Here is a 19,708-nt window from a genome sequence, read left to right on the forward strand (position 1 = left end):
ACCATCGATGCCCCGCAAGCTCGACCTCAGAAGCGGCCGGCCAGTCTGGTCCGCCTATCGGGCACCCGCTGTCCCGACAAGCGCTCTGACCCGTGACGCCAAGGCCGATGTGCTGGTGATAGGCATGGGCATCAGCGGCGCCATGATCGCAGAAGCGCTGACGGCGGACGGCCATTCGGTGGTCTGCATCGACCGGCGCGGCCCGCTGAGAGGGTCGACGTCGGCGACCACCGCCCTGGTGCAGTTCGAGATCGACCAGCCGCTGACGGCACTCGGCAGGATGATCGGCAAGGCCTCGGCGGAACAGGCCTGGCGGCGCTCGCGTCTGGCCGTTTCCAACCTTGCCGGCCGCATAGCCGAGCTCTCCATCAACTGCCGCCTGAGCCGCGCCCCCTCCCTCTATCTGGCCGGTACCGTGCTCGGCCCATCGCAGTTGCGTGACGAGACCGAGGCGCGGCGACAGGCGGGCATCGCCGCGACCTATCTCGCCCCTGCGCCGCTGGCTGCGCGATTCGGCATCGAGCGCGACGGCGCCATCCTCAGCCATGGCAACATCGCGCTCGATCCGCGCAAACTGACCGCCGGATTGCTGCTGAAAGCGCTGGAGCGCAAGGCGCGCCTCTACGCCCCGGTCGAGGCGACCACGATCGAAGACAGCGCCAAGGAGGTCGTCGTCGCCACCAGGGGCGGCCCCACAATCACCGCGCAGCACGTCCTGCTCGCGACCGGCTACGAGTTGACCGACATCGTGCCGGCAGCCGCCCACCGCGTCATCTCGACATGGGCCATCGCCACACGCTCGCAGCCGCGAAAGATCTGGCCGGACGCGGCCCTCATCTGGGAAGCGTCGGACCCCTATCTTTATGCAAGGGCGACAGCCGACGGCAGGGTGATCTGCGGCGGCGAAGACGAGGATTTTATCGACAAGGAACGGCGTGACGCGTTGATCGCCGGCAAGAGCCTGAGACTGGCCAGGAAGCTCGGCCGCCTGTTCCCGGATCTGGACACCAGGCCCGATTTTGCCTGGACCGGCTCCTTCGGCACCACAACCACCGGCCTGCCCTATATCGGCGCCATCCCTGGGCATCCGCGCATCCAGGCCGTGATGGGCTATGGCGGCAACGGCATCGCCTTCTCGCAAATCGCATCCGAAATCGTTTCTGCCGCCATCGCCGGATCGGAAGATACGGACGCAAGCCTGTTCGCCTTCAGCCACCGGCAGCAGCGACACAAACAATCCCTCATCACCTGATTGTAACGTTGTTGAAACACACTTAAGTGTTTGCTGAAGCCGGCTGCGGGAGAATGGCTCCCATGGCTTGCCTCTTGAGGGAGAGCCAAATGGATTTCAGTGGTTTCGATATCGCGATTATTGTTCTGGTCGCTCTTGTCGTGCTGGTGCTGTTCAAAGGCATAAAGACAATCCCGCAAGGCTACAATTATACGGTCGAACGCTTTGGCCGTTACACGAAAACGCTGTCGCCAGGCCTCAACCTCATCGTGCCGTTCATCGATCGCATCGGCGCCAAGTTGAACATGATGGAGCAGGTGCTCGATGTCCCGAGCCAGGAGATCATCACCCGCGACAACGCCATCGTCGGCGTCGACGGCATCGCCTTTTTCCAGATCCTCAACGCGGCGCAGGCGGCCTACCAGGTTTCCGGCCTGCAGAACGCCATCCTCAACCTGACCATGACCAACATCCGCACCGTGATGGGCTCGATGGACCTCGACGAGCTGCTGTCGAACCGCGACGCGATCAACGAGCGCCTGCTGCGCGTGGTCGACGAAGCGGCCCATCCCTGGGGCATCAAGATCACCCGCGTCGAGATCAAGGACATCAATCCGCCCGCCAACCTGATCGAATCGATGGGCCGGCAGATGACGGCCGAACGCAACAAACGCGCGCAGATCCTTGCCGCCGAGGGCCTCAAGCAGTCGCAGATCCTCGAGGCCGAAGGCCGCAAGGAAGCCGCCTTCCGCGATGCCGAGGCACGCGAACGCTCCGCCGAAGCGGAAGCCCGCGCCACGCAAGTGGTGTCGGAAGCGATCTCCAAGGGAGATGTGCAGGCGCTCAACTACTTCGTCGCCCAGAAATACACCGAAGCGCTGGGCAAGATCGGTTCGGCCACCAACAGCAAGATCGTGCTGATGCCTTTCGAAGCGTCGTCGCTGATCGGCTCGCTGGGCGGCATCGGCGAGATCGCCAGGGAAGTGTTCAAGGGCGACGGGCCGTCCGGCACGCAGCGGCAGGTCTCACGACCTCCGGTCGTCAGGCCGAGCGACAACTAATGCCTTTGTGAGTGGATCAAAACCATGATCGACCGCATCGTTTCCGAACTCGGCCCGTGGAACTGGATGGTTCTGGGCTTCGTGCTTTTGGCGATGGAAATCATCGCACCGGGCATCTTCATGTTGTGGACCGGCATCGCCGCGCTGATCGTGGGCGCGGTATCGCTGCTGGTCTGGGATGCGGCCAGCTGGACCTGGCAGGTCCAAGTGCTCGTCTTCCTCGCGCTGTCGCTGGTCTCGGCATTGGTCGGCAAGAAACTCATCGGCGGACGCGACGAGCCGACCGACCAGCCGCTGCTCAACCGCCGTGGGGCGCAGATGATCGGCAGGATGGCGACGCTGGCCGAGCCGATCCGCGACGGCCGCGGCCGCATCAAGCTCGGCGACACGCTGTGGCGCGTCTCTGGCCCTGACCTGCCGGCCGGCACCCAGGTGCGCGTCACCGGAGCCGCCGACACCGATCTCGAACTGACCGTCGAGCGAGTGTGAAACCGGCTCCGCGCTAGCGCAATTCCAGGAAAAGTGTGTACGGTTTTCCGTCCGGAATTGTGCAGAAACAAAGAGATAGAGCAGTTCGCCGTTTCCGTGAAACGGTGAACTGCCCTACGCAGCGCCGATGCGCAAAAGATCGTGCAGGTGGACGAGCCCGACGGGCTTGTTGCCCTCCACCACCATCAGGCTGGTGATGGCTGAATTGTTGATCGTCTGCAGTGCGGTCGCCACCAGCGTGTCCGGCGCCGCGGTCTTGGGAGATCTCGTCATCACCTGATCGACGGTCATCGCCGTCAGGTTGCTGCCTATGTGACGCCTGATGTCGCCATCGGTGACGATGCCGATCAGCGCGCCGTCGGCGGCGGTGACCGCCACGCAGCCGAAGCCCTTGCGCGACAACTCCAGGATCGCGTCCTGCATGCCGGTGCCCGAAACGACCAGCGGCAATCTCTCGCCGACATGCATGATCTCGCGGATCTGCATCAGGTTGGCGCCGAGCTGGCCGCCGGGATGGAAGGTGCGGAAATGATCGGGCGTGAAACCCCGCGCCTCGAGCAGGGCGATCGCCAGTGCGTCGCCCATCACCAGTTGCAGCAGTGCCGATGTCGTCGGCGCCAGGCCATGCGGGCAGGCTTCCGGCGCACGCGGCAGCAAAAGCACGACATCGGCGGCGCGCGCCAGCGCCGATGTCTCACCGGACGTGATTGCAATGAGCGGGATGGAGAAGCGCCTGGAATAGGCGACGATGCCCATCATCTCCTTGCTTTCGCCCGACCATGACATGGCGATGATGGCATCGTCCCTGGCGATCATGCCGAGATCGCCGTGATTGGCTTCAGCGGGGTGGACGAAAAAGGCCGGCGTTCCGGTCGAGGCCAGGGTCGCGGCGATCTTCGAGCCGATATGGCCGCTTTTGCCGACGCCGGTGACGATGACCCGGCCTTCGATCCTCGAGATCATGTCGACCGCTTCGGCAAAGGGCTTCGCCAGCCCGTTTTCGAGCGCCTCGGCCAGCGCTGCCACTCCCGCCTGTTCGGTCGCCACCGTTCTTAGCGCCGAAGCGATCGAGGCCTGTCTGTCCAACGGCTTCTTGTCGAGGGATCGCGCATCCATGGCCGATGCGATTAGCGCTTTGTGCCGCGCCTGTCCAACGGAAATGCCTCCCCCGACCGTCTAGGAGAGCGGTTCGAATGAACGAAGCGCAAGGTCACGAATGTCGAGGCCTGGAACAATGAGCGCTTGGAAAAGCAATCGCCCCCCGCCTCAACCCTCCGTTAACCATCCCCATTTACGGTTCGGTAAGTATGGCGCGCGCTCGCGCCGCGCAAGCAGTGGTGGCGATGTCCGGGGCCCAGTCAGAAAAGACGAGAAGGCGAAAGAGCAAGGCTGCCTGCGCCTTGCTGCTGGCGACCAGCATCTTCGGCCTGCCGCGACCGACACTGTCCTTCGCCCAGGAAACGGAGCTGCGCGGCGAGGTCTCGGAATCGGCGATCCTGTCCGACCAGCAGCGCAAAGCGAGACTGGCCGCCATAGCCAGTCAGGGTCAACAGCAGCCAGCGAATGCCGCCGGTCAGGACGACACGCCGTCGCGCACCTATCTGCCCGCCAGCGCCGGCGCTGCTCCTGACGATAGCGGTGCCGCCTCGCCCACTGGCAGCATCTTCGACCCGCCGGCGGCCGGTGACGACGTGACCGCCGACAATCCGCCTCCGCCCAAACCACGCCGGCCATCGGCCACCGGGCAGGCCAATGCGGACAAGGCCGCCGACAGGGCGAAGACAAAGAAAAAGAACACCACCGCGACGACCGACGCGACCACGACCGCCAGCACGGCCGACGATGCCGACGCCACCGTCACCGGCACCGGCACCGGCACCGACCAGGAGACCGCCAACCGCCGCGCCGTCACGATCGACAGCGTCGACCGGCAGCAGCTCGATCCGGGCGCCGAACGCACCGCTTCCATCGAAGGGCAGAAGAAGAAAATCGAGGACGATCCGTTCGCCGCTCCAGGCATCAAATGGGGCTCCTTCGTCATAAGGCCGACGCTGGAGCAGGGCCTGACCGCCACCTCGAACGGCGATTCCAGCAGTGCCGGCAAAGCGGCGCTGCTGTCCGAGACGGCACTGCGCTTTTCCGCCGCCTCCGACTGGCGCGAGAACTCCGCGACCATTGATGGTTATGGCCTCTTCCGCGAGACCGTCTCGGGCTACCCGGTTCACAATGAGCAAGGCCGCATCGAAGGCCAGCTCAATGTCGACCTCGACAACGAGCAACGCGCCGTCGCCAAGCTCGGTTACGAGGCCGTGCCGGAATCGGCCTCGTCGCCCGACGCCATTGCAGGCGTCAGCAAGCAACCGCTGCGCCAGACCATCGACGGCAGCCTCGGCATCGAAAAGGACGTCGGCAAGGCGCAATACACTTTGACCGGCGCGGTCTCGCACGACTTCTATGGCGATGCCAAGCTTTCTGACGACACCTCGCTGTCGCAGAAGGATCGTAACTCCACGCTTTATACGGCGACCTTGCGCACCGGCTACGAAATCTCCCCTGCCCTTACGCCTTTCACCGAAATCGAGCTCGGGCGCAGGGCCTATGATCAACGCTTCGACAATGAAGGTTTCGAGCGTTCATCAACGCGGCTTGGTGCCCGCGCCGGCCTCGAGCTCGACATGGGCGAGAAGCTCGCCGGCGAGTTCTCGGCCGGCTGGCTGCGGGAAGCGATCGACGACGACCGCCTGGGGGCGATCGCGGGTGCCACCGTGGACGCCGACCTGAAATGGTCGCCCGAACGCGGCACCACGATCGGCCTGACCGGGCGGACCACGGTCGAGCCCACGACCACCGCAGGTGAAAGCGGCGACATCCTCTATTCCGGCCGCCTCACGGCCGAACGCCAGATCCGCGCCAACCTGACCGGCAATGCCGCGCTGGGCCTGGACTGGCGCGATTATATCGGCATAGACGGCCATGACAGGGTGCTGAGCGCCGAAGCCGGGCTGACATGGTGGCTGAACCGCTATGCCGGCCTCACCACCCGCGCCAGGACCGAGAAGCTCACCAGCAACCTGCCTGGCCGCGACTACACCGCCAACAGCATCTATCTCGGCTTGAAGGTGCAGCGGTAAGCGCGGGCCGCTAAGCTGCGTGCCGCATCCGAGACATCGGCCAGACAGCGCCTCCCTTAAAGCGCCGCCACAACGTCCTCCGAAGGCGCCATCTCGTCGAGAAGCCTGCGGATAACGCCGGCCATGCTCTGGTTCATGTCGTTGCGCCAGAGCGCGAAGGCCACATTGGCCTCGACGAACCCTTCCGGCGATCCGCAATCGAAGGTGCGGCCCTGAAAGTGGTAGCCGTAGAAGGGCTGCTGCTTCTCCAGCTTCAGCATTGCGTCCGTGAGCTGGATCTCGTTTCCGGCGCCCTTCTCCTGGCCTTCGAGGATTTTGAAAATCTCGGGCTGCAATATGTAGCGGCCATTGATGTAGAGATTGGAGGGCGCGGTGCCGGTCTTCGGCTTTTCCACCATCTCGGTGATGCGGAAGCCATGATGGGTGGCTTCGCCCCGGCCGACGATGCCGTATTTATGGGTCTCGGCGGGATCGCATTCCTGAACCGCGATGATGTTGTTGCCGGTCTCGGCATAGAGGTCGACCATGTCCCTCATGCAGCTCTTTTCCGACTGCATGATCATGTCGGGCAACAACAGCGCGAACGGCTCGTCGCCGACCAGTTCGCGCGCGCACCAGACGGCATGGCCAAGTCCGAGCGGCACCTGCTGGCGAGTGAAGCTGGTCTGTCCCGGCCCGGGCTGCAGCCGCTGCAGCCTGGCGAGCTGGTCGTCCTTGCCGCGCTGGGCGAGCGTGTCATAGAGCTCGAACTGGATATCGAAGTGATCCTCGATGACCGCCTTGTTGCGCCCGGTGACGAAGATGAAATGCTCGATGCCTGCCTCGCGCGCCTCGTCCACAACGTATTGGATGACGGGCCGGTCGACGACGGTAAGCATTTCCTTGGGGACGGCCTTGGTGGCCGGGAGAAACCGCGTGCCGAGACCTGCGACCGGGAAAACTGCCTTGCGAACTCTCTTCATGCCTTCAATTATCCGTTTGCAGGCCGGCTCCGCAATCCCGCGCCGCGACATTTTCACGCCGGAATTCAGGATTATCGGGCGAATGAAGGGAAACTTGCACCGGTAGAAGCATCGAGGCGCCTTTTCGTTCCAGGGGCGGCCTATGGTAAACCAATTCCTAACCTGGTTCGGCGATGAATGGTCTTTCCCAAGACGGAGAAGGAGGAAAAGATGTCCGTTCGCAATGCCGCAAAGCGTTTAACCAGCGTCATGACGGCCGCCAGCCTCTCGCTCGCCATGCTGATGCCTGCCGGGCCGGCCTTCGCCGATGCCGGCTTCCGGCAATGGATCGCCGGCTTCCGCGCCACCGCGGTGCAGGGGGGCGTTTCCGGCGCCGTCTATGACCGCGCCTTCAGGGGCATCGACGAACCCGATCCGGTGGTGCTGGAAAAAGCCCGAACCCAGCCGGAATTCACCGCACCCGCCTGGGATTATTTCGACAACCGCGTCCACGACCAGTCGGTCGCGGTCGGCCAGCAGATGGCCAGGAAATGGAAGCCGTGGCTGGACAGGATCGAGGCGAGGTTCGGCGTTGACCGCAACGTCCTGCTGGCCATCTGGTCGATGGAATCCAACTATGGCGAGATCCTCAAGCGCGACGACATCATGCGCAATGTCGTCCGCTCGCTGGCGACCCTGGCCTATGGCGATCAGAAGCGGTCGAAATATGCCCGCACGCAACTGGTCGCCGCACTGAAGATCCTCCAGACCGGCGACATCGACGAGAGCCACCTCATGGGCTCCTGGGCGGGCGCCATGGGCCAGACCCAGTTCATCCCGACCAGCTACCAGCACTATGCGGTGGACATGGACGGCAACGGCAAGCGCGACATCTGGAATTCCATTCCCGATGCCTTGGCGACATCAGCCAATCTGCTCAAGAAGAATGGCTGGCAGGCCGGCAAGACCTGGGGCTACGAGGTGGCCTTGCCGGCCGGCAAGCTGCCTGCAGGCTCCAGGACGCTGGCGCAATGGCAGGCGCTCGGCGTGGTCAGGGCGAGCGGCAAGCCGTTCAGGAACCTCAGCGACAAGGCGACGTTGAAAGTACCGGATGGCCGCGGCGGTCCCGCCTTCCTGATGATCAGGAATTTCTCGGTCATCAAGGCTTACAACAATGCCGACAAATACGCGCTTGCCGTTGGCCTTCTTGCCGACGAGATCGCCGGTTCCACCGGCCTCGTACAGGACTGGAAACGGCCTTTCACCAAGCTGACGTTCGAGGAAAGGCAGGAATTGCAGAAGCGGCTTTCCCAGCACGGCCTTTATGATGGCAAATTCGACGGCAAGATCGGCGACGGGTCGAAGTCGGCCATCATGGCCTATCAGGCAAAGGTCGGCTTGACCCAGGACGGCTATCCGAGCATGGAAGTGCTAAAATGGCTCAGGCAAAAATAGGGCCTGTCATGAACTGAGGAGGAGCGATTGGCTTGGGCTGCGCGCATCGGGACCTTCATTCCCCGCATGCTGGTGCTGTTCCTGGCCGTCGCCGTGCTCGCCGTCGCCATGGCAGGCGCCTTCCATGCGCCCGCCATGGCGCAGGAGCAGCAAAGCCGCGGCTGGTCATTGCGTGACCTTCTGTTCCCGCGCCGCAGCGAGCGGATCGAGCCGCCGCTGGACATCCAGAAACCAAGGCCCAGGCCCAAGGCAAAAAAGCCGCGCGCGCCGCGTCCGCCCGCGGAACCGGAAATCCCGATCGCCGAGAAGGCGCCGGACGCCCGGGTCGTCCTGGTGGTCGGCGATTTCATGGCGGCCGGGCTCGCCGAAGGTCTAGACACCGCCTTTGCCGAGAATACCGGCGTCAGGATCGTCGTTCGCTCCAATGGCTCGTCGGGCTTCGTGCGCGATGATTTCTACAATTGGCCAGAACAGATCAAATCATTGATAGAGACCGAAAAGCCCGCCGCCGTGGTCGTGATGCTGGGTTCCAACGACCGCCAGCCGATGAAGGTGGGGGATGTGCGCGAGCAGCCCCGTTCCGAGACCTGGACCAAGGAATACGAGCGCCGCACCGAAGCGTTCGGCAAGGCCATCGCCACGGCCAAGGTGCCTTTCCTGTGGGTCGGCATGCCGGCGTTCAGGGTTTCGAAGATGACATCCGACATGCTCGCCTTCAACGACATCTACCGTCAGGCGGCCGAAAGCCATGGCGGCGAATTTGTCGATATCTGGGATGGATTCGTCGATGAGAACGGCGCCTTCGTCACTAGTGGCCCCGACATCAACGGCCAGCCCGTGCGGCTGCGCTCCGATGACGGCATCAACATGTCGAAGGCCGGCAAGCGCAAGCTCGCCTTCTATACCGAAAAGCCGCTGATGAAGGTCCTGGGCCTGGCCGCGCCGGGAAGCGTCGCCCCGACCGCTGCTCCTGCCGGCGCGCCGGTCGAGGCGCCGGCGCCGGCCGCCGCTCCCATCGTCATTGACCGCACCGCGCCGATGCTGCTCAGCGATCCGGCGCTCGACGGCGGCACGGAACTGCTCGGCGCCGGACCGCCCGCGAAGGCCAACCCGGGCCTGCCCGGCGAAAAACTGGTGGTCGAGGGCAAGGCGCCGGTGGCTTCGCCCGGCCGCGCCGACGATTTCGCCTGGCCGCCGAAGACAAATCCGGCAGCCGCGGCCGCCAGGGCTGGCACGACGACGGCCATCACTCCTTAGCAACGCGGAGGGGCCCGAAACCGTTTTCGGAACTCGCTGCTGCGAGTCATATGATGGCGTTTTCGAGAACCGGAGCGGAGCGTACTTTGGGGTACGTGAGCACCGGAAGCGCAGAAACGCCTTCAGATGGCCGCAGGAGTAGAGTTTCCAAACGGTCTCAGCGGGGCAGGACGCTCGAACCCATCAATGCCTCGTCGATCGAACGCGCCGCCTGGCGACCCTCGCGGATGGCCCAGACCACCAGCGACTGGCCGCGGCGCACGTCACCCGCGGCATAGAGCCTGTCGACGCTGGTCCGGTAGTCGCGGTCATTGGCCTCGACATTGCGGGAGCGTCGGCTGTCGGTGACGATCTTCATATCCCCTTCGAGCTCCGACACCACGCCGGCCATGGCCGGCCCGGCAAAGCCGATGGCGATGAAGGCGAGATCGGCGCGGATGACGAACTCGGTGCCGACGATCGGTCGGCGCTTGTCGTCGACCTCGCAGCATTTGACACCGGTCAGCTGGCCTTCCTCGCCGATGAATTCGAGTGTCGCCACCTGGAATTCGCGCTCGGCGCCCTCGGCCTGCGAGGAGGAGGTGCGCATCTTGGTCGCCCAGTAGGGCCAGACGGCGAGCTTGTCTTCCTTCTCCGGCGGCTGCGGACGGATGTCGAGCTGGGTGACGCGCACGGCGCCTTGGCGGAAGGCGGTGCCGACGCAGTCGGAAGCGGTATCGCCGCCGCCGACGACGACGACATGCTGGCCGCTGGCGATGATCGGGTGCGACGGCCACGCCACCGACTGGATCGGCTCGCCGCCGACACGCCGGTTCTGCTGCACGAGATAGGGCATCGCGTCATAGACGCCGCCGAGATCGTCGCCGGGGATATTGGCCGCGCGCGGGGTCTCGGATCCGCCGCAATAGAGCACCGCGTCATGCTCGGCGAGCAGTTCGGCCACGGGCTTGTCGATGCCGACATTGACGCCGCAATGGAAGGTCACGCCTTCGCCCTGCATCTGCTCGATGCGACGATCGATATAGTGCTTCTCGATCTTGAAGTCCGGAATGCCGTAGCGCATCAGCCCGCCTGGCCGGCTTTCGCGCTCGTAGACATGGACATCATGGCCGGCGCGGCCGAGCTGCTGGGCGGCGGCCATGCCGGCCGGGCCGGAGCCGATGACGGCGACGCGCTTGCCCGTCTTCCTCTCCGGCGGATAGGGCCTGATATGGCCGGTCTCGTAGGCCTTGTCGGCGATCGCCTGCTCGACCGTCTTGATGGCCACCGGAATGTCCTCGAGGTTCAGCGTGCAGGCTTCCTCGCAAGGCGCGGGGCAGATGCGGCCGGTGAATTCGGGGAAATTGTTGGTCGAATGCAGGTTGCGGATCGCATTGTCCCAGTCCCTGTTATAGACGAGGTCGTTCCAGTCCGGGATCTGGTTGTGGATTGGGCAGCCGGTCGGCCCGTGACAGAACGGGATGCCGCAATCCATGCAGCGCGCGGCCTGTTTCTCGACCTCCTTGTCCGACATCGGCAGCGTAAACTCGCGGAAATGCCGAATGCGGTCGGAGGCCGGCTGATACTTGTGCACCTGCCGGTCGATCTCGAGAAAGCCTGTTACCTTGCCCATAGTCCAGTTCCTGCTGTCCAGATGGTGCGGTTTTCGCCGCACCCGTTAACCTCTTCAGGCAGCCGTGGCAACCTTCCGCGAGAGGTCAAATTATCAGTGACATGGAGCCGGGAAGCCTGGGCTTCCCGGCCTTTGCGAAGATCTATTCGGCCGCCACGCTCATGCGCATGCGTTCCATCTCGATCAGCGCGCGGCGGTATTCGACCGGCATGATCTTGCGGAATTTCGGCCGGAACCCCGCCCAATTGTCGAGGATCTCGCGGCCGCGCACCGAACCCGTATAGTGCACGTGGTTCGAGATCAGCTGGTAGAGCCGCTCCTCGTCATGGCTGGTCATGTCACCCGAGACGTCGACGCGGCCCTTGTGGTCGAGGTCGCCGCCATGGTGCAGCAGCTTTTCCATCAGGTCGTCTTCTTCCGGCACCGGCTCCAGCTCGACCATGGCCATGTTGCAGCGCTCGGCGAAATCGCCCGCCTCGTCCAGCACATAGGCAACGCCGCCCGACATGCCGGCGGCGAAGTTGCGGCCGGTCTTGCCGATGACGACGACGATGCCGCCGGTCATGTATTCGCAGCCATGGTCGCCGACGCCCTCGACGACGGTGACGACGCCCGAGTTGCGCACCGCGAAGCGCTCGCCGGCGACACCGGCGAAATAGGCCTCGCCTTCGGTAGCGCCATAGAGCACCGTGTTCCCGGCGATGATGGACTCGGCCGCGACGATCTTGGCTTCATCGGGCGGCCGGATGACGATGCGGCCGCCCGACAGGCCCTTGCCGACATAGTCGTTGCCGGCGCCGACCAGCTCGAAGGAGATGCCGCGCGCCAGGAAGGCGCCGAAGGACTGGCCGGCGGTGCCGGTCAGCTTCACCTGGATCGTATCCTCGCGCAGGCCCTTGTGCCTGAAGCGCTTGGCCACCTCGCCCGACAGCATGGCGCCCGCCGAACGATCGACATTGCGGATGTCGACCTCGATCTTGACCGGCTGCTTGGCCTCCAGTGCCGGCTTGGCCAGCTCGATCAGCTTGCGGTCGAGCACGTCGTCGATCGGGTGCTTCTGCCGCTCGGTCCAGTGCACCGCCTCATGTGGCGCATCGGGCTTGTAGAACATCTTCGAGAAGTCGAGCCCGCGCGCCTTCCAATGCTGGATCACGTCGCGCTTTTCCAGGAGATCGGCGTCGCCGATGATCTGGTCGATATGGGTGAAGCCCATTTCGGCAAGCAGTCCGCGCACCTCTTCAGCGACATAGAAGAAGAAGTTGATGACGTGCTCGGGCGTGCCCTTGAAGCGCTTGCGCAGCACCGGATCCTGCGTCGCCACGCCGACCGGGCAGGTGTTGAGATGGCATTTGCGCATCATGATGCAGCCGGCCGCGATCAACGGCGCGGTCGAGAAGCCGAACTCGTCGGCGCCGAGCAGCGCGCCGATGATGACGTCGCGCCCCGTGCGCAATCCGCCATCGACCTGCAGCGCCACGCGCGACCTGAGACCGTTGAGCACCAGCGTCTGGTGCGTCTCGGCAAGGCCCATCTCCCACGGGCTGCCGGCATGCTTGAGCGACGTCAGCGGCGAGGCACCCGTGCCGCCATCGTAGCCCGAGATGGTGATGTGGTCGGCGCGCGCCTTGGCGACGCCCGCCGCGACCGTGCCGACCCCGACCTCCGACACCAGCTTGACCGAAATGTCGGCCGCCGGGTTGACGTTCTTCAGATCGTAGATCAGCTGCGCCAGATCCTCGATCGAATAGATGTCGTGATGCGGCGGCGGCGAGATCAGGCCGACGCCGGGCGTCGAGTGCCGGACCTTGGCGATGGTGGCGTCGACCTTGTGGCCGGGCAACTGGCCGCCCTCGCCGGGCTTGGCGCCTTGCGCCACCTTGATCTGCATGACGTCGGAGTTGACGAGATATTCGGTCGTCACGCCGAACCGTCCGGAAGCGATCTGCTTGATCGCCGAACGTTCGGGGTTCTTGCCGCCGCCGGGCAGCGGCAGATAGCGGTCTGCCTCTTCGCCGCCCTCGCCAGTGTTCGACTTGCCGCCGATGGCGTTCATGGCGCGCGCCAGCGTCGTATGCGCTTCCCTGGAGATCGAGCCGAACGACATCGCGCCGGTCGAGAAACGCTTGACGATCTCGGCCGCCGGCATGACGTCGTCGAGACGGACCTTCTTGCGGCCGGTATCTTCCGCCAGCCTGATCTTGAACAGGCCACGAATGGTCTGCGCGCGCGCCGTCTCGCTGTCGATCTGCGCGGAATACTCCTTGAAGGTCTCCCAAGACCCCTGACGCACGGCATGCTGCAAGGTGGCGACCGCGTCGGGCGACCACATATGCGCCTCGCCGCGCATGCGGAACAGGTATTCGCCGCCGACATCCAGGCTGTTGCGCAGCACCGGATCGTTGCCGAAACCATCCGTATGACGCCTGAACGTCTCCTCGGCGATCTCGTCCAGCCCGACGCCTTCGATCAGCGTGGCGGTGCCGGTGAAATACTTCTCCACGAAATCGGTCTTCAGCCCGATGGCGTCGAAGATCTGCGCGCCGCAATAGGACTGATAGGTCGAGATGCCCATCTTCGACATCACCTTGAGGATGCCCTTGCCGATGGACTTGATGTAGCGCGACACGACTTCGTAGGCGTCGACCTCTTCAGGCAGTTCGCCGCGCTTGTGCATGTCGAGCAGCGTGTCGAAGGCGAGATAGGGATTGATCGCTTCGGCGCCGTAACCGGCGAGGCAGCAGAAATGATGCACTTCGCGCGGCTCGCCGGATTCCACGACGAGCCCGACCGAAGTACGCAGCCCCTTGCGGATCAGATGATGATGCACCGCGGCCGTGGCCAGAAGCGCGGGAATGGCGATGCGGTCCGGCCCGAGCTGGCGGTCGGACAGAATGATGATGTTGTAGCCGCCGGCGACCGCCGCTTCCGCCCGCTCGCACAGCCGATCGATGGCGCCCTGCATGCCGGCCGCGCCCTCGATCGAGGCATAGGTGATGTCGATCGTCTTGGTGTCGAACCGATCCTCGGTGTGGCCGATGGAGCGGATCTTTTCGAGATCGCCATTGGTCAGGATCGGCTGGCGCACTTCCAGCCGCTTGCGGCGCGAACTGCCGACCAGGTCGAAAATGTTGGGCCGCGGGCCGATGAAGGACACCAGGCTCATCACCAGTTCCTCGCGGATCGGATCGATCGGCGGATTGGTGACCTGGGCGAAGTTCTGCTTAAAATAGGTGTAGAGCAGCTTCGATCTGTCCGACATTGCCGAGATCGGCGTGTCGGTGCCCATCGAACCGACGGCTTCCTGGCCTGTGGTGGCCATCGGCGACATCAAGAGCTTGGTGTCTTCCTGGGTGTAGCCGAACGCCTGCTGGCGGTCGAGCAGGCTGACATCCTTGCGCAGCGCGCGCGGCTCGACCGGCTTCAGGTCCTCCAGGATGAGCTGCGTATTGGCGAGCCAGGTCTTGTAGGGATGCCTGGTGGCGATCTCCGACTTGATCTCCTCGTCGGAAACGATGCGGCCCTTGGCAAGATCGATCAAGAGCATGCGGCCGGGCTGCAGCCGCCACTTCTGGACGATCTTTTCCTCCGGCACAGGCAGCGCGCCGGCCTCCGACGCCATGATGACCCGGTCGTCGTCGGTGACGATGTAGCGCGCTGGCCGCAAGCCGTTGCGGTCGAGCGTGGCGCCGATCTGGCGCCCGTCGGTGAAGGCGACCGCGGCGGGCCCGTCCCACGGCTCCATCAGCGCCGCGTGGTATTCGTAGAAGGCCTTGCGGTCGGCGTCCATGAGCTTGTTGCCGGCCCAGGCTTCCGGGATCAGCATCATCATGGCGTGGCTGAGGCTGTATCCGCCCTGGAACAGGAACTCGAGCGCATTGTCGAAACATGCGGTGTCGGACTGGCCCTCATAGGAGATCGGCCAGAGCTTGGAGATGTTGTTGCCGAACAGCTCCGAATCCACCGACGCCTGGCGCGCCGCCATCCAGTTGTTGTTGCCGCGCACGGTGTTGATCTCGCCATTGTGCGCGACCATGCGATAGGGATGCGCCAGCTTCCACGAGGGGAAGGTGTTGGTGGAGAAGCGCTGGTGGACCAGGATCAGCGCCGTTTCGAAGCGCGGATCGGACAGGTCCTTGTAATAGGCTCCGACCTGATAGGCCAGGAACATGCCCTTGTAGACGATGGTGCGCGCCGACAGCGACACGCAGTAGGCGCCGATGTCCTTGTTGTCGTTCTCGGCGTAGATGCGGCCCGATATGACCTTGCGCAGCAGATAGAGCCTGGCCTCGTACTCCTCGTCGTCGGGAATGTCGGCCGTGCGTCCGATGAAGACCTGCCGGTGGAACGGCTCGGATGCCACGATATCCGGGGCCTTGGAGAGCGACGAATTGTCGACCGGCACGTCACGGAAGCCGAGCAGCGGCAGCCCCTCGGACTGCGCCGATTCGGCAATGATGTCCTCGACATGGGCGCGCAGCGCGGCATCCTGCGGCATGAACCAATGGCCGACGCCATACTGCCCCGCCGGCGGCAGCTCGACGCCCTGCGCGGCCATCTCCTCGCGGAAGAAGCCGTCGGGAATCTGCACCAGCACGCCCGCGCCGTCGCCCATCAGCGGATCGGCGCCGACGGCGCCGCGATGCGTCAGGTTTTCGAGCATGGAAAGCCCGTCCTCGACGATCGTGTGCGACTTCGCGCCCTTCATGTTGACGATGAAGCCGACACCGCAGGCATCGTGCTCGTTGCGCGGATCGTAAAGGCCCTGGGCGGTCAAACCGGTGCGGCGGGTATTGGCCAGGGTTTTGACGGCTGCCGCTTTCGTCTGCGCGGCCTTGCCGTTCGTCGCAGCGTGCGTCAATTCCGTCATCGTCCTGTCCTCCATTCCGCGTCCTTGCGGGCGCTGGTTTGCCTCGGGAAGCGCATTGCTTCCCCTTCATCCTTACGGCACGTCTTGCGAAATCCTTGCCGAACCATGCGGCTCGCCGCGCGGTTCGCATCCGGTATCGTACAGGCCAGAGCACGGCCGTCCACCTGTCGCTCGCGGCAAAAGCCGGAGAGGCTTAGAATACGCCAATCCAGCCTGTTTTGCGCGACAAAATAAGACAGCACTACTGTCCTAAATTTTTATGGCAGAAAAGCCGGGCGCATACAAGACCGATTCACAAAAAACTTCGGCGTTCCGCGACACAAAGTTTCGTGAAATACCCGCTAAACGCAAGCTTCCGTCCCTGCCGGTTTTCGGCAGTTCGCTGGCTTTACCCGTTTTCTGGCGTCTGGCCCTTGCGAGCCAGCCATGAAACCGGTCAAGGTTGCAGCGATTTTCCCAGCACAGGCAGATGCATGTTCTTCGCTTCCGACAATTGGGCAGGCGCCCACCCCAACATCGCCTCCGGCCTCTCGGCCCACGCCGGCGGCTTTTCCACTGCCTATGGCGATGGCGCGCTCGACCAGGCCGTCTGCCAACGCTTCAGCGAAATCTTCGAACGCGAGGTTGCGGTGTTCTTCGTGGCCACCGGCACCGCCGCCAATTCGCTGGCGCTGACCGCCTACAACAAGCCCGGCGGCATTTCCTTCGCTCATCGCGAATCGCATGTCATCGAAGATGAGTGCGGCGCACCGGAATATTTCTCTGGCGGCTCGCGGCTGCATGCCGTCGATGGCGCGCTGGGCCGGATCGATCCGCACAATCTGGAAACGGCGATCGGCCGTTTCGCCGGCGAGGTGGTCCATTGGGGCCGGCCGATGGCGGTCTCGATCACCCAGTCGACGGAGGTCGGCACGGTCTACGGCCTGCATGACATCGCCGCGATCTCGGCCATCGCGCGGCAACATTCCGTGCCATTGCATATGGACGGCGCCCGCTTTGCCAATGCACTGGTCGCGCTCGACACGACGCCCGCCGAAATGACCTGGAAAAGTGGCGTCGACATACTGTCTTTCGGCGGCACCAAGAACGGCTGCTGGTGCGCCGAGGCGATCGTGCTGTTCGATCTCGAGCGTGCCCGGGAATTGGCCTTCCTGCGCAAGCGCGCCGCCCAGCTGTTTTCCAAATCGCGCTTTATCGCGGCACAGTTCGAGGCTTATTTCCGCGACGGCCTGTGGCTTGACACCGCCAGGCACGCCAATGCCATGGCTGCCCGCCTTGCCGCGGCGATCGAGGATTCCGAGACGGCGAAACTGGCCTGGCTGCCGCAAGCGAACGAGGTTTTCGCGGTGATGAAAAAGGCTGAAGCCGACAGGCTGCAGGCGGCGGGTGCTGTTTTCTACGACTGGCACAAGCCGCATGGCTTCGAAGGCCATATCGGCGAGGACGAATTGCTCTATCGCTTCGTCACCAGTTTTGCGACGACGTCAGAGGAAGTCGACCGCTTTGGCCAGTTGATCGCCGGGTAATTGCTGTTCCCGGCAAAAAAAAAAGAAGCGGCGCCTTTCGGCGCCGCTTCCGTCTCGGGAGGAGACTTAGGGATTACGCAGCGGTCTTGGCCTCGATCTGCTTGGCCTTGGCCGGAGCCGAAGTGATCGCGATCTTGCGCGGCTTCAGTTCCTCGGGGATGTTGCGCTTCAGGTCGACAAAGAGCAGGCCGTTCTTCAGCGTGGCGCCCACGACCTCGACGTGGTCGGCAAGCTGGAAGCGGCGCTCGAAGGCCCTGGAGGCAATGCCGCGATAGAGCAGTTCGGAACCCTCGCCGGTGCCCTCATCCTTGCGCTCGCCTTTCACGGTCAGCACATTGCGGTGGGCCTCGATCGAGATCTCCTCGTCCGAGAAGCCGGCGACAGCCATCGAGATGCGGTAGGCATCCTCACCGGTGCGCTCGATATTGTAGGGCGGATAGGTCTGCGCGCCATCGGGCTGCGCAAGGGAATCAAGCATGGTGAAGAGACGGTCGAAGCCGACGGTCGAGCGATAGAGCGGGGAAAAATCAACGTGACGCATGGTGTGTTCTCCTGTTGAGCAACAAGGTTTGCGTTTGGCCGGTGCGAAACCCGTGAGCGGCGTTCCGGTTTGACCAGCGGCCCCGACATTGGCGGCCGCAATCCACATTTGGGGAGCGGGCAAAGCCATTTCAAGATTTTGCCTCCCGGCAAAAATCGAGGATGAACGGCAGATGAACCGGCGCTTTTGCGCGCGTTCAGACAGCCGCCGCTAGACTGCTCTCGACATCAAGGACAAGCGGCGCCGGATTTGCATGGACCGGGCGCCGCGACGAGGCCGAACCGGGTGCAACGTCCCTTCCTCCCGGATCGACAGGGGCCGGAGGCGCGCTCATAGCGGCTTCCGGCCTTCCCTGTTGCCGATCCGACGCTCCCGGAATTCCTTTGCTTTTGGCCCATGGACGGCTATCAACCTTGGCGAGGCCGGCCACGACAGGCAGGCATGCGAGACGCCGAGCACGAAGCGCCGAATGACGGATCTCCCTTTTCACGAAACTCCCCTTTTTCATGAAACTGAGGGCAACCCGCGGCCGGAAAACGCCACCGGCGGCTTTTTTACGGCACGCGACGGCAAGAAGATACGCTATGGCCTGTTCGCCGCGGTCGCCCGCCCGATGAAGGGCACCGTGGTGCTGCTGTCCGGCCGCAACGAGTGCATCGAGAAATATTTCGAAACCATCCGCGACCTTGCGGCGCGCGGTTTTGGCGTCGCCACGCTGGACTGGCGCGGCCAAGGCGGCTCCGACCGGCTGATCCGTGATCGCCAGCGCGGCTATATCAGGTCCTTCCGCGACCACACGGCCGACCTTGAACAGTTCTTCGAGGAGATCGTGCTGCCGGACTGCCGCGGGCCGTACTACATCCTTGCCCATTCGGCCGGCGCCGTGATCACGCTGCTTGCTTCGCCCTCCATGGTCAACCGCGTGCGGCGCATGGTGCTGATCGCGCCGTTCTTCACCTTGCCCGACCTGCCCGTCTCGATCCGGACGGTCCGCCGCGTCTGTTCGCTGTTTTGTGCCCTGGGCCTTGGCCGGCTTTACGCCGCCTGGGGGCCGCGGCCGAAGGTTACCGCTCCCTTCGACACCAACAAGGTAACGACGGATCCGGAACGCTACCGCCGCAACACCAAGATCTACGAGGATCACCCGCAACTGGCGCTTGGCGGCCCGACGATCCGCTGGCTGAGAGCGGCTGCCGAAGCCGCGGAAGCGGTAAGCGATCCCGAATTCATGGCCCGCATCCGGGTCCCCCTGCTGGTCATCGCCGCCGGTGCCGATCAGGTCGTCTCGACCAAGGCCGTGGAAGCCTATTCCAGGCGTCTGCGCCTCGGCTCGCTGCTCATGATCGACGGCGCGCGTCACGAGATCCTGCAGGAGGCCGACATCTACCGCGAGCAATTCCTCGCCGCCTTCGACGCTTTCATTCCCGGCAGCGACGACCCGACGGCCTGATGGCGCGTATTGCCGAGACCGGAGCCGGTCCGGCGCCGGCTCATGCCTGGTTGGCGAAATTCCATAATCCGGTTGGCCCCCCAGGTCGCCCCGCTATCCGCCGACAACGCCCGTTCCCAGCACGCCGTCTTGCACGGATCAATGTCG

At 64.1% G+C, this 19,708-nt stretch carries 13 protein-coding genes; 8 read left to right on the plus strand and 5 right to left on the minus strand.

What is annotated here, in order from left to right:
- Window positions 1-7: 7 nt before the first annotated feature.
- The 3 genes from FJ867_RS05375 to FJ867_RS05385 all read left to right on the plus strand — a co-directional run bounded on the left by FJ867_RS05375 (window position 8) and on the right by FJ867_RS05385 (window position 2,781).
- Window positions 8-1,252, plus strand: coding sequence for an FAD-binding oxidoreductase (locus FJ867_RS05375; RefSeq protein WP_140513682.1), 1,245 nt, complete (start codon window positions 8-10; stop codon window positions 1,250-1,252).
- An 89-nt stretch (window positions 1,253-1,341) separates the two neighbouring features.
- Window positions 1,342-2,292: an SPFH domain-containing protein gene (locus FJ867_RS05380; RefSeq protein WP_140513683.1), complete on the plus strand. Its 951-nt coding sequence runs from the start codon at window positions 1,342-1,344 to the stop codon at window positions 2,290-2,292.
- Window positions 2,293-2,316: 24 nt separating this feature from the next.
- Window positions 2,317-2,781 carry an NfeD family protein gene (locus tag FJ867_RS05385; protein WP_140496280.1) on the plus strand — a complete coding sequence of 155 codons (465 nt, stop codon included), beginning with the start codon at window positions 2,317-2,319 and terminating at the stop codon, window positions 2,779-2,781.
- A 114-nt stretch (window positions 2,782-2,895) separates the two neighbouring features.
- Here FJ867_RS05385 and FJ867_RS05390 read toward each other — a convergent pair whose 3' ends face one another.
- Window positions 2,896-3,897, minus strand: coding sequence for a KpsF/GutQ family sugar-phosphate isomerase (locus tag FJ867_RS05390; protein WP_140496281.1), 1,002 nt, complete (start codon window positions 3,895-3,897; stop codon window positions 2,896-2,898).
- A gap of 227 nt (window positions 3,898-4,124) precedes the next feature.
- Here FJ867_RS05390 and FJ867_RS05395 point away from each other — a divergent pair, with 227 nt between their 5' ends.
- Window positions 4,125-5,912, plus strand: a complete 1,788-nt coding sequence (locus FJ867_RS05395) for an outer membrane beta-barrel protein (protein ID WP_181168330.1) — start codon at window positions 4,125-4,127, stop codon at window positions 5,910-5,912.
- A 56-nt stretch (window positions 5,913-5,968) separates the two neighbouring features.
- On the opposite strand, the gene galU is transcribed toward FJ867_RS05395, so the two are convergent.
- On the minus strand, window positions 5,969-6,883 hold the full coding sequence (galU, locus tag FJ867_RS05400; RefSeq protein ID WP_181165245.1) for a UTP--glucose-1-phosphate uridylyltransferase GalU: 915 nt from the start codon (window positions 6,881-6,883) through the stop codon (window positions 5,969-5,971).
- Window positions 6,884-7,084: 201 nt separating this feature from the next.
- Here galU and FJ867_RS05405 point away from each other — a divergent pair, with 201 nt between their 5' ends.
- Window positions 7,085-8,308, plus strand: coding sequence for a lytic murein transglycosylase (locus tag FJ867_RS05405; RefSeq protein WP_140816728.1), 1,224 nt, complete (start codon window positions 7,085-7,087; stop codon window positions 8,306-8,308).
- Between the two features lie 27 nt (window positions 8,309-8,335).
- Window positions 8,336-9,565 carry a DUF459 domain-containing protein gene (locus FJ867_RS05410; protein ID WP_140560304.1) on the plus strand — a complete coding sequence of 410 codons (1,230 nt, stop codon included), beginning with the start codon at window positions 8,336-8,338 and terminating at the stop codon, window positions 9,563-9,565.
- Between the two features lie 157 nt (window positions 9,566-9,722).
- Here the strand turns inward: FJ867_RS05410 and FJ867_RS05415 are convergent, their stop codons facing one another.
- Window positions 9,723-11,177: a glutamate synthase subunit beta gene (locus FJ867_RS05415; protein WP_140496285.1), complete on the minus strand. Its 1,455-nt coding sequence runs from the start codon at window positions 11,175-11,177 to the stop codon at window positions 9,723-9,725.
- A gap of 142 nt (window positions 11,178-11,319) precedes the next feature.
- Window positions 11,320-16,044, minus strand: coding sequence for a glutamate synthase large subunit (gene gltB / locus FJ867_RS05420; RefSeq protein WP_140816730.1), 4,725 nt, complete (start codon window positions 16,042-16,044; stop codon window positions 11,320-11,322).
- 473 nt (window positions 16,045-16,517) lie between these two features.
- On the opposite strand from gltB, the gene FJ867_RS05425 reads away from it, so the two are divergent.
- Entirely contained in the window at window positions 16,518-17,570 is a 1,053-nt protein-coding gene (locus FJ867_RS05425; protein ID WP_140496287.1) for a low specificity L-threonine aldolase, read from the plus strand.
- A gap of 73 nt (window positions 17,571-17,643) precedes the next feature.
- On the opposite strand, the gene FJ867_RS05430 is transcribed toward FJ867_RS05425, so the two are convergent.
- Entirely contained in the window at window positions 17,644-18,111 is a 468-nt protein-coding gene (locus tag FJ867_RS05430; protein WP_140496288.1) for an Hsp20 family protein, read from the minus strand.
- A 469-nt stretch (window positions 18,112-18,580) separates the two neighbouring features.
- On the opposite strand from FJ867_RS05430, the gene FJ867_RS05435 reads away from it, so the two are divergent.
- Window positions 18,581-19,561, plus strand: coding sequence for an alpha/beta hydrolase (locus tag FJ867_RS05435; RefSeq protein WP_140816732.1), 981 nt, complete (start codon window positions 18,581-18,583; stop codon window positions 19,559-19,561).
- Window positions 19,562-19,708: the final 147 nt, after the last annotated feature.

It is taken from the genome of Mesorhizobium sp. B2-5-3 (assembly GCF_006441005.1).
Lineage (GTDB): Bacteria > Pseudomonadota > Alphaproteobacteria > Rhizobiales > Rhizobiaceae > Mesorhizobium.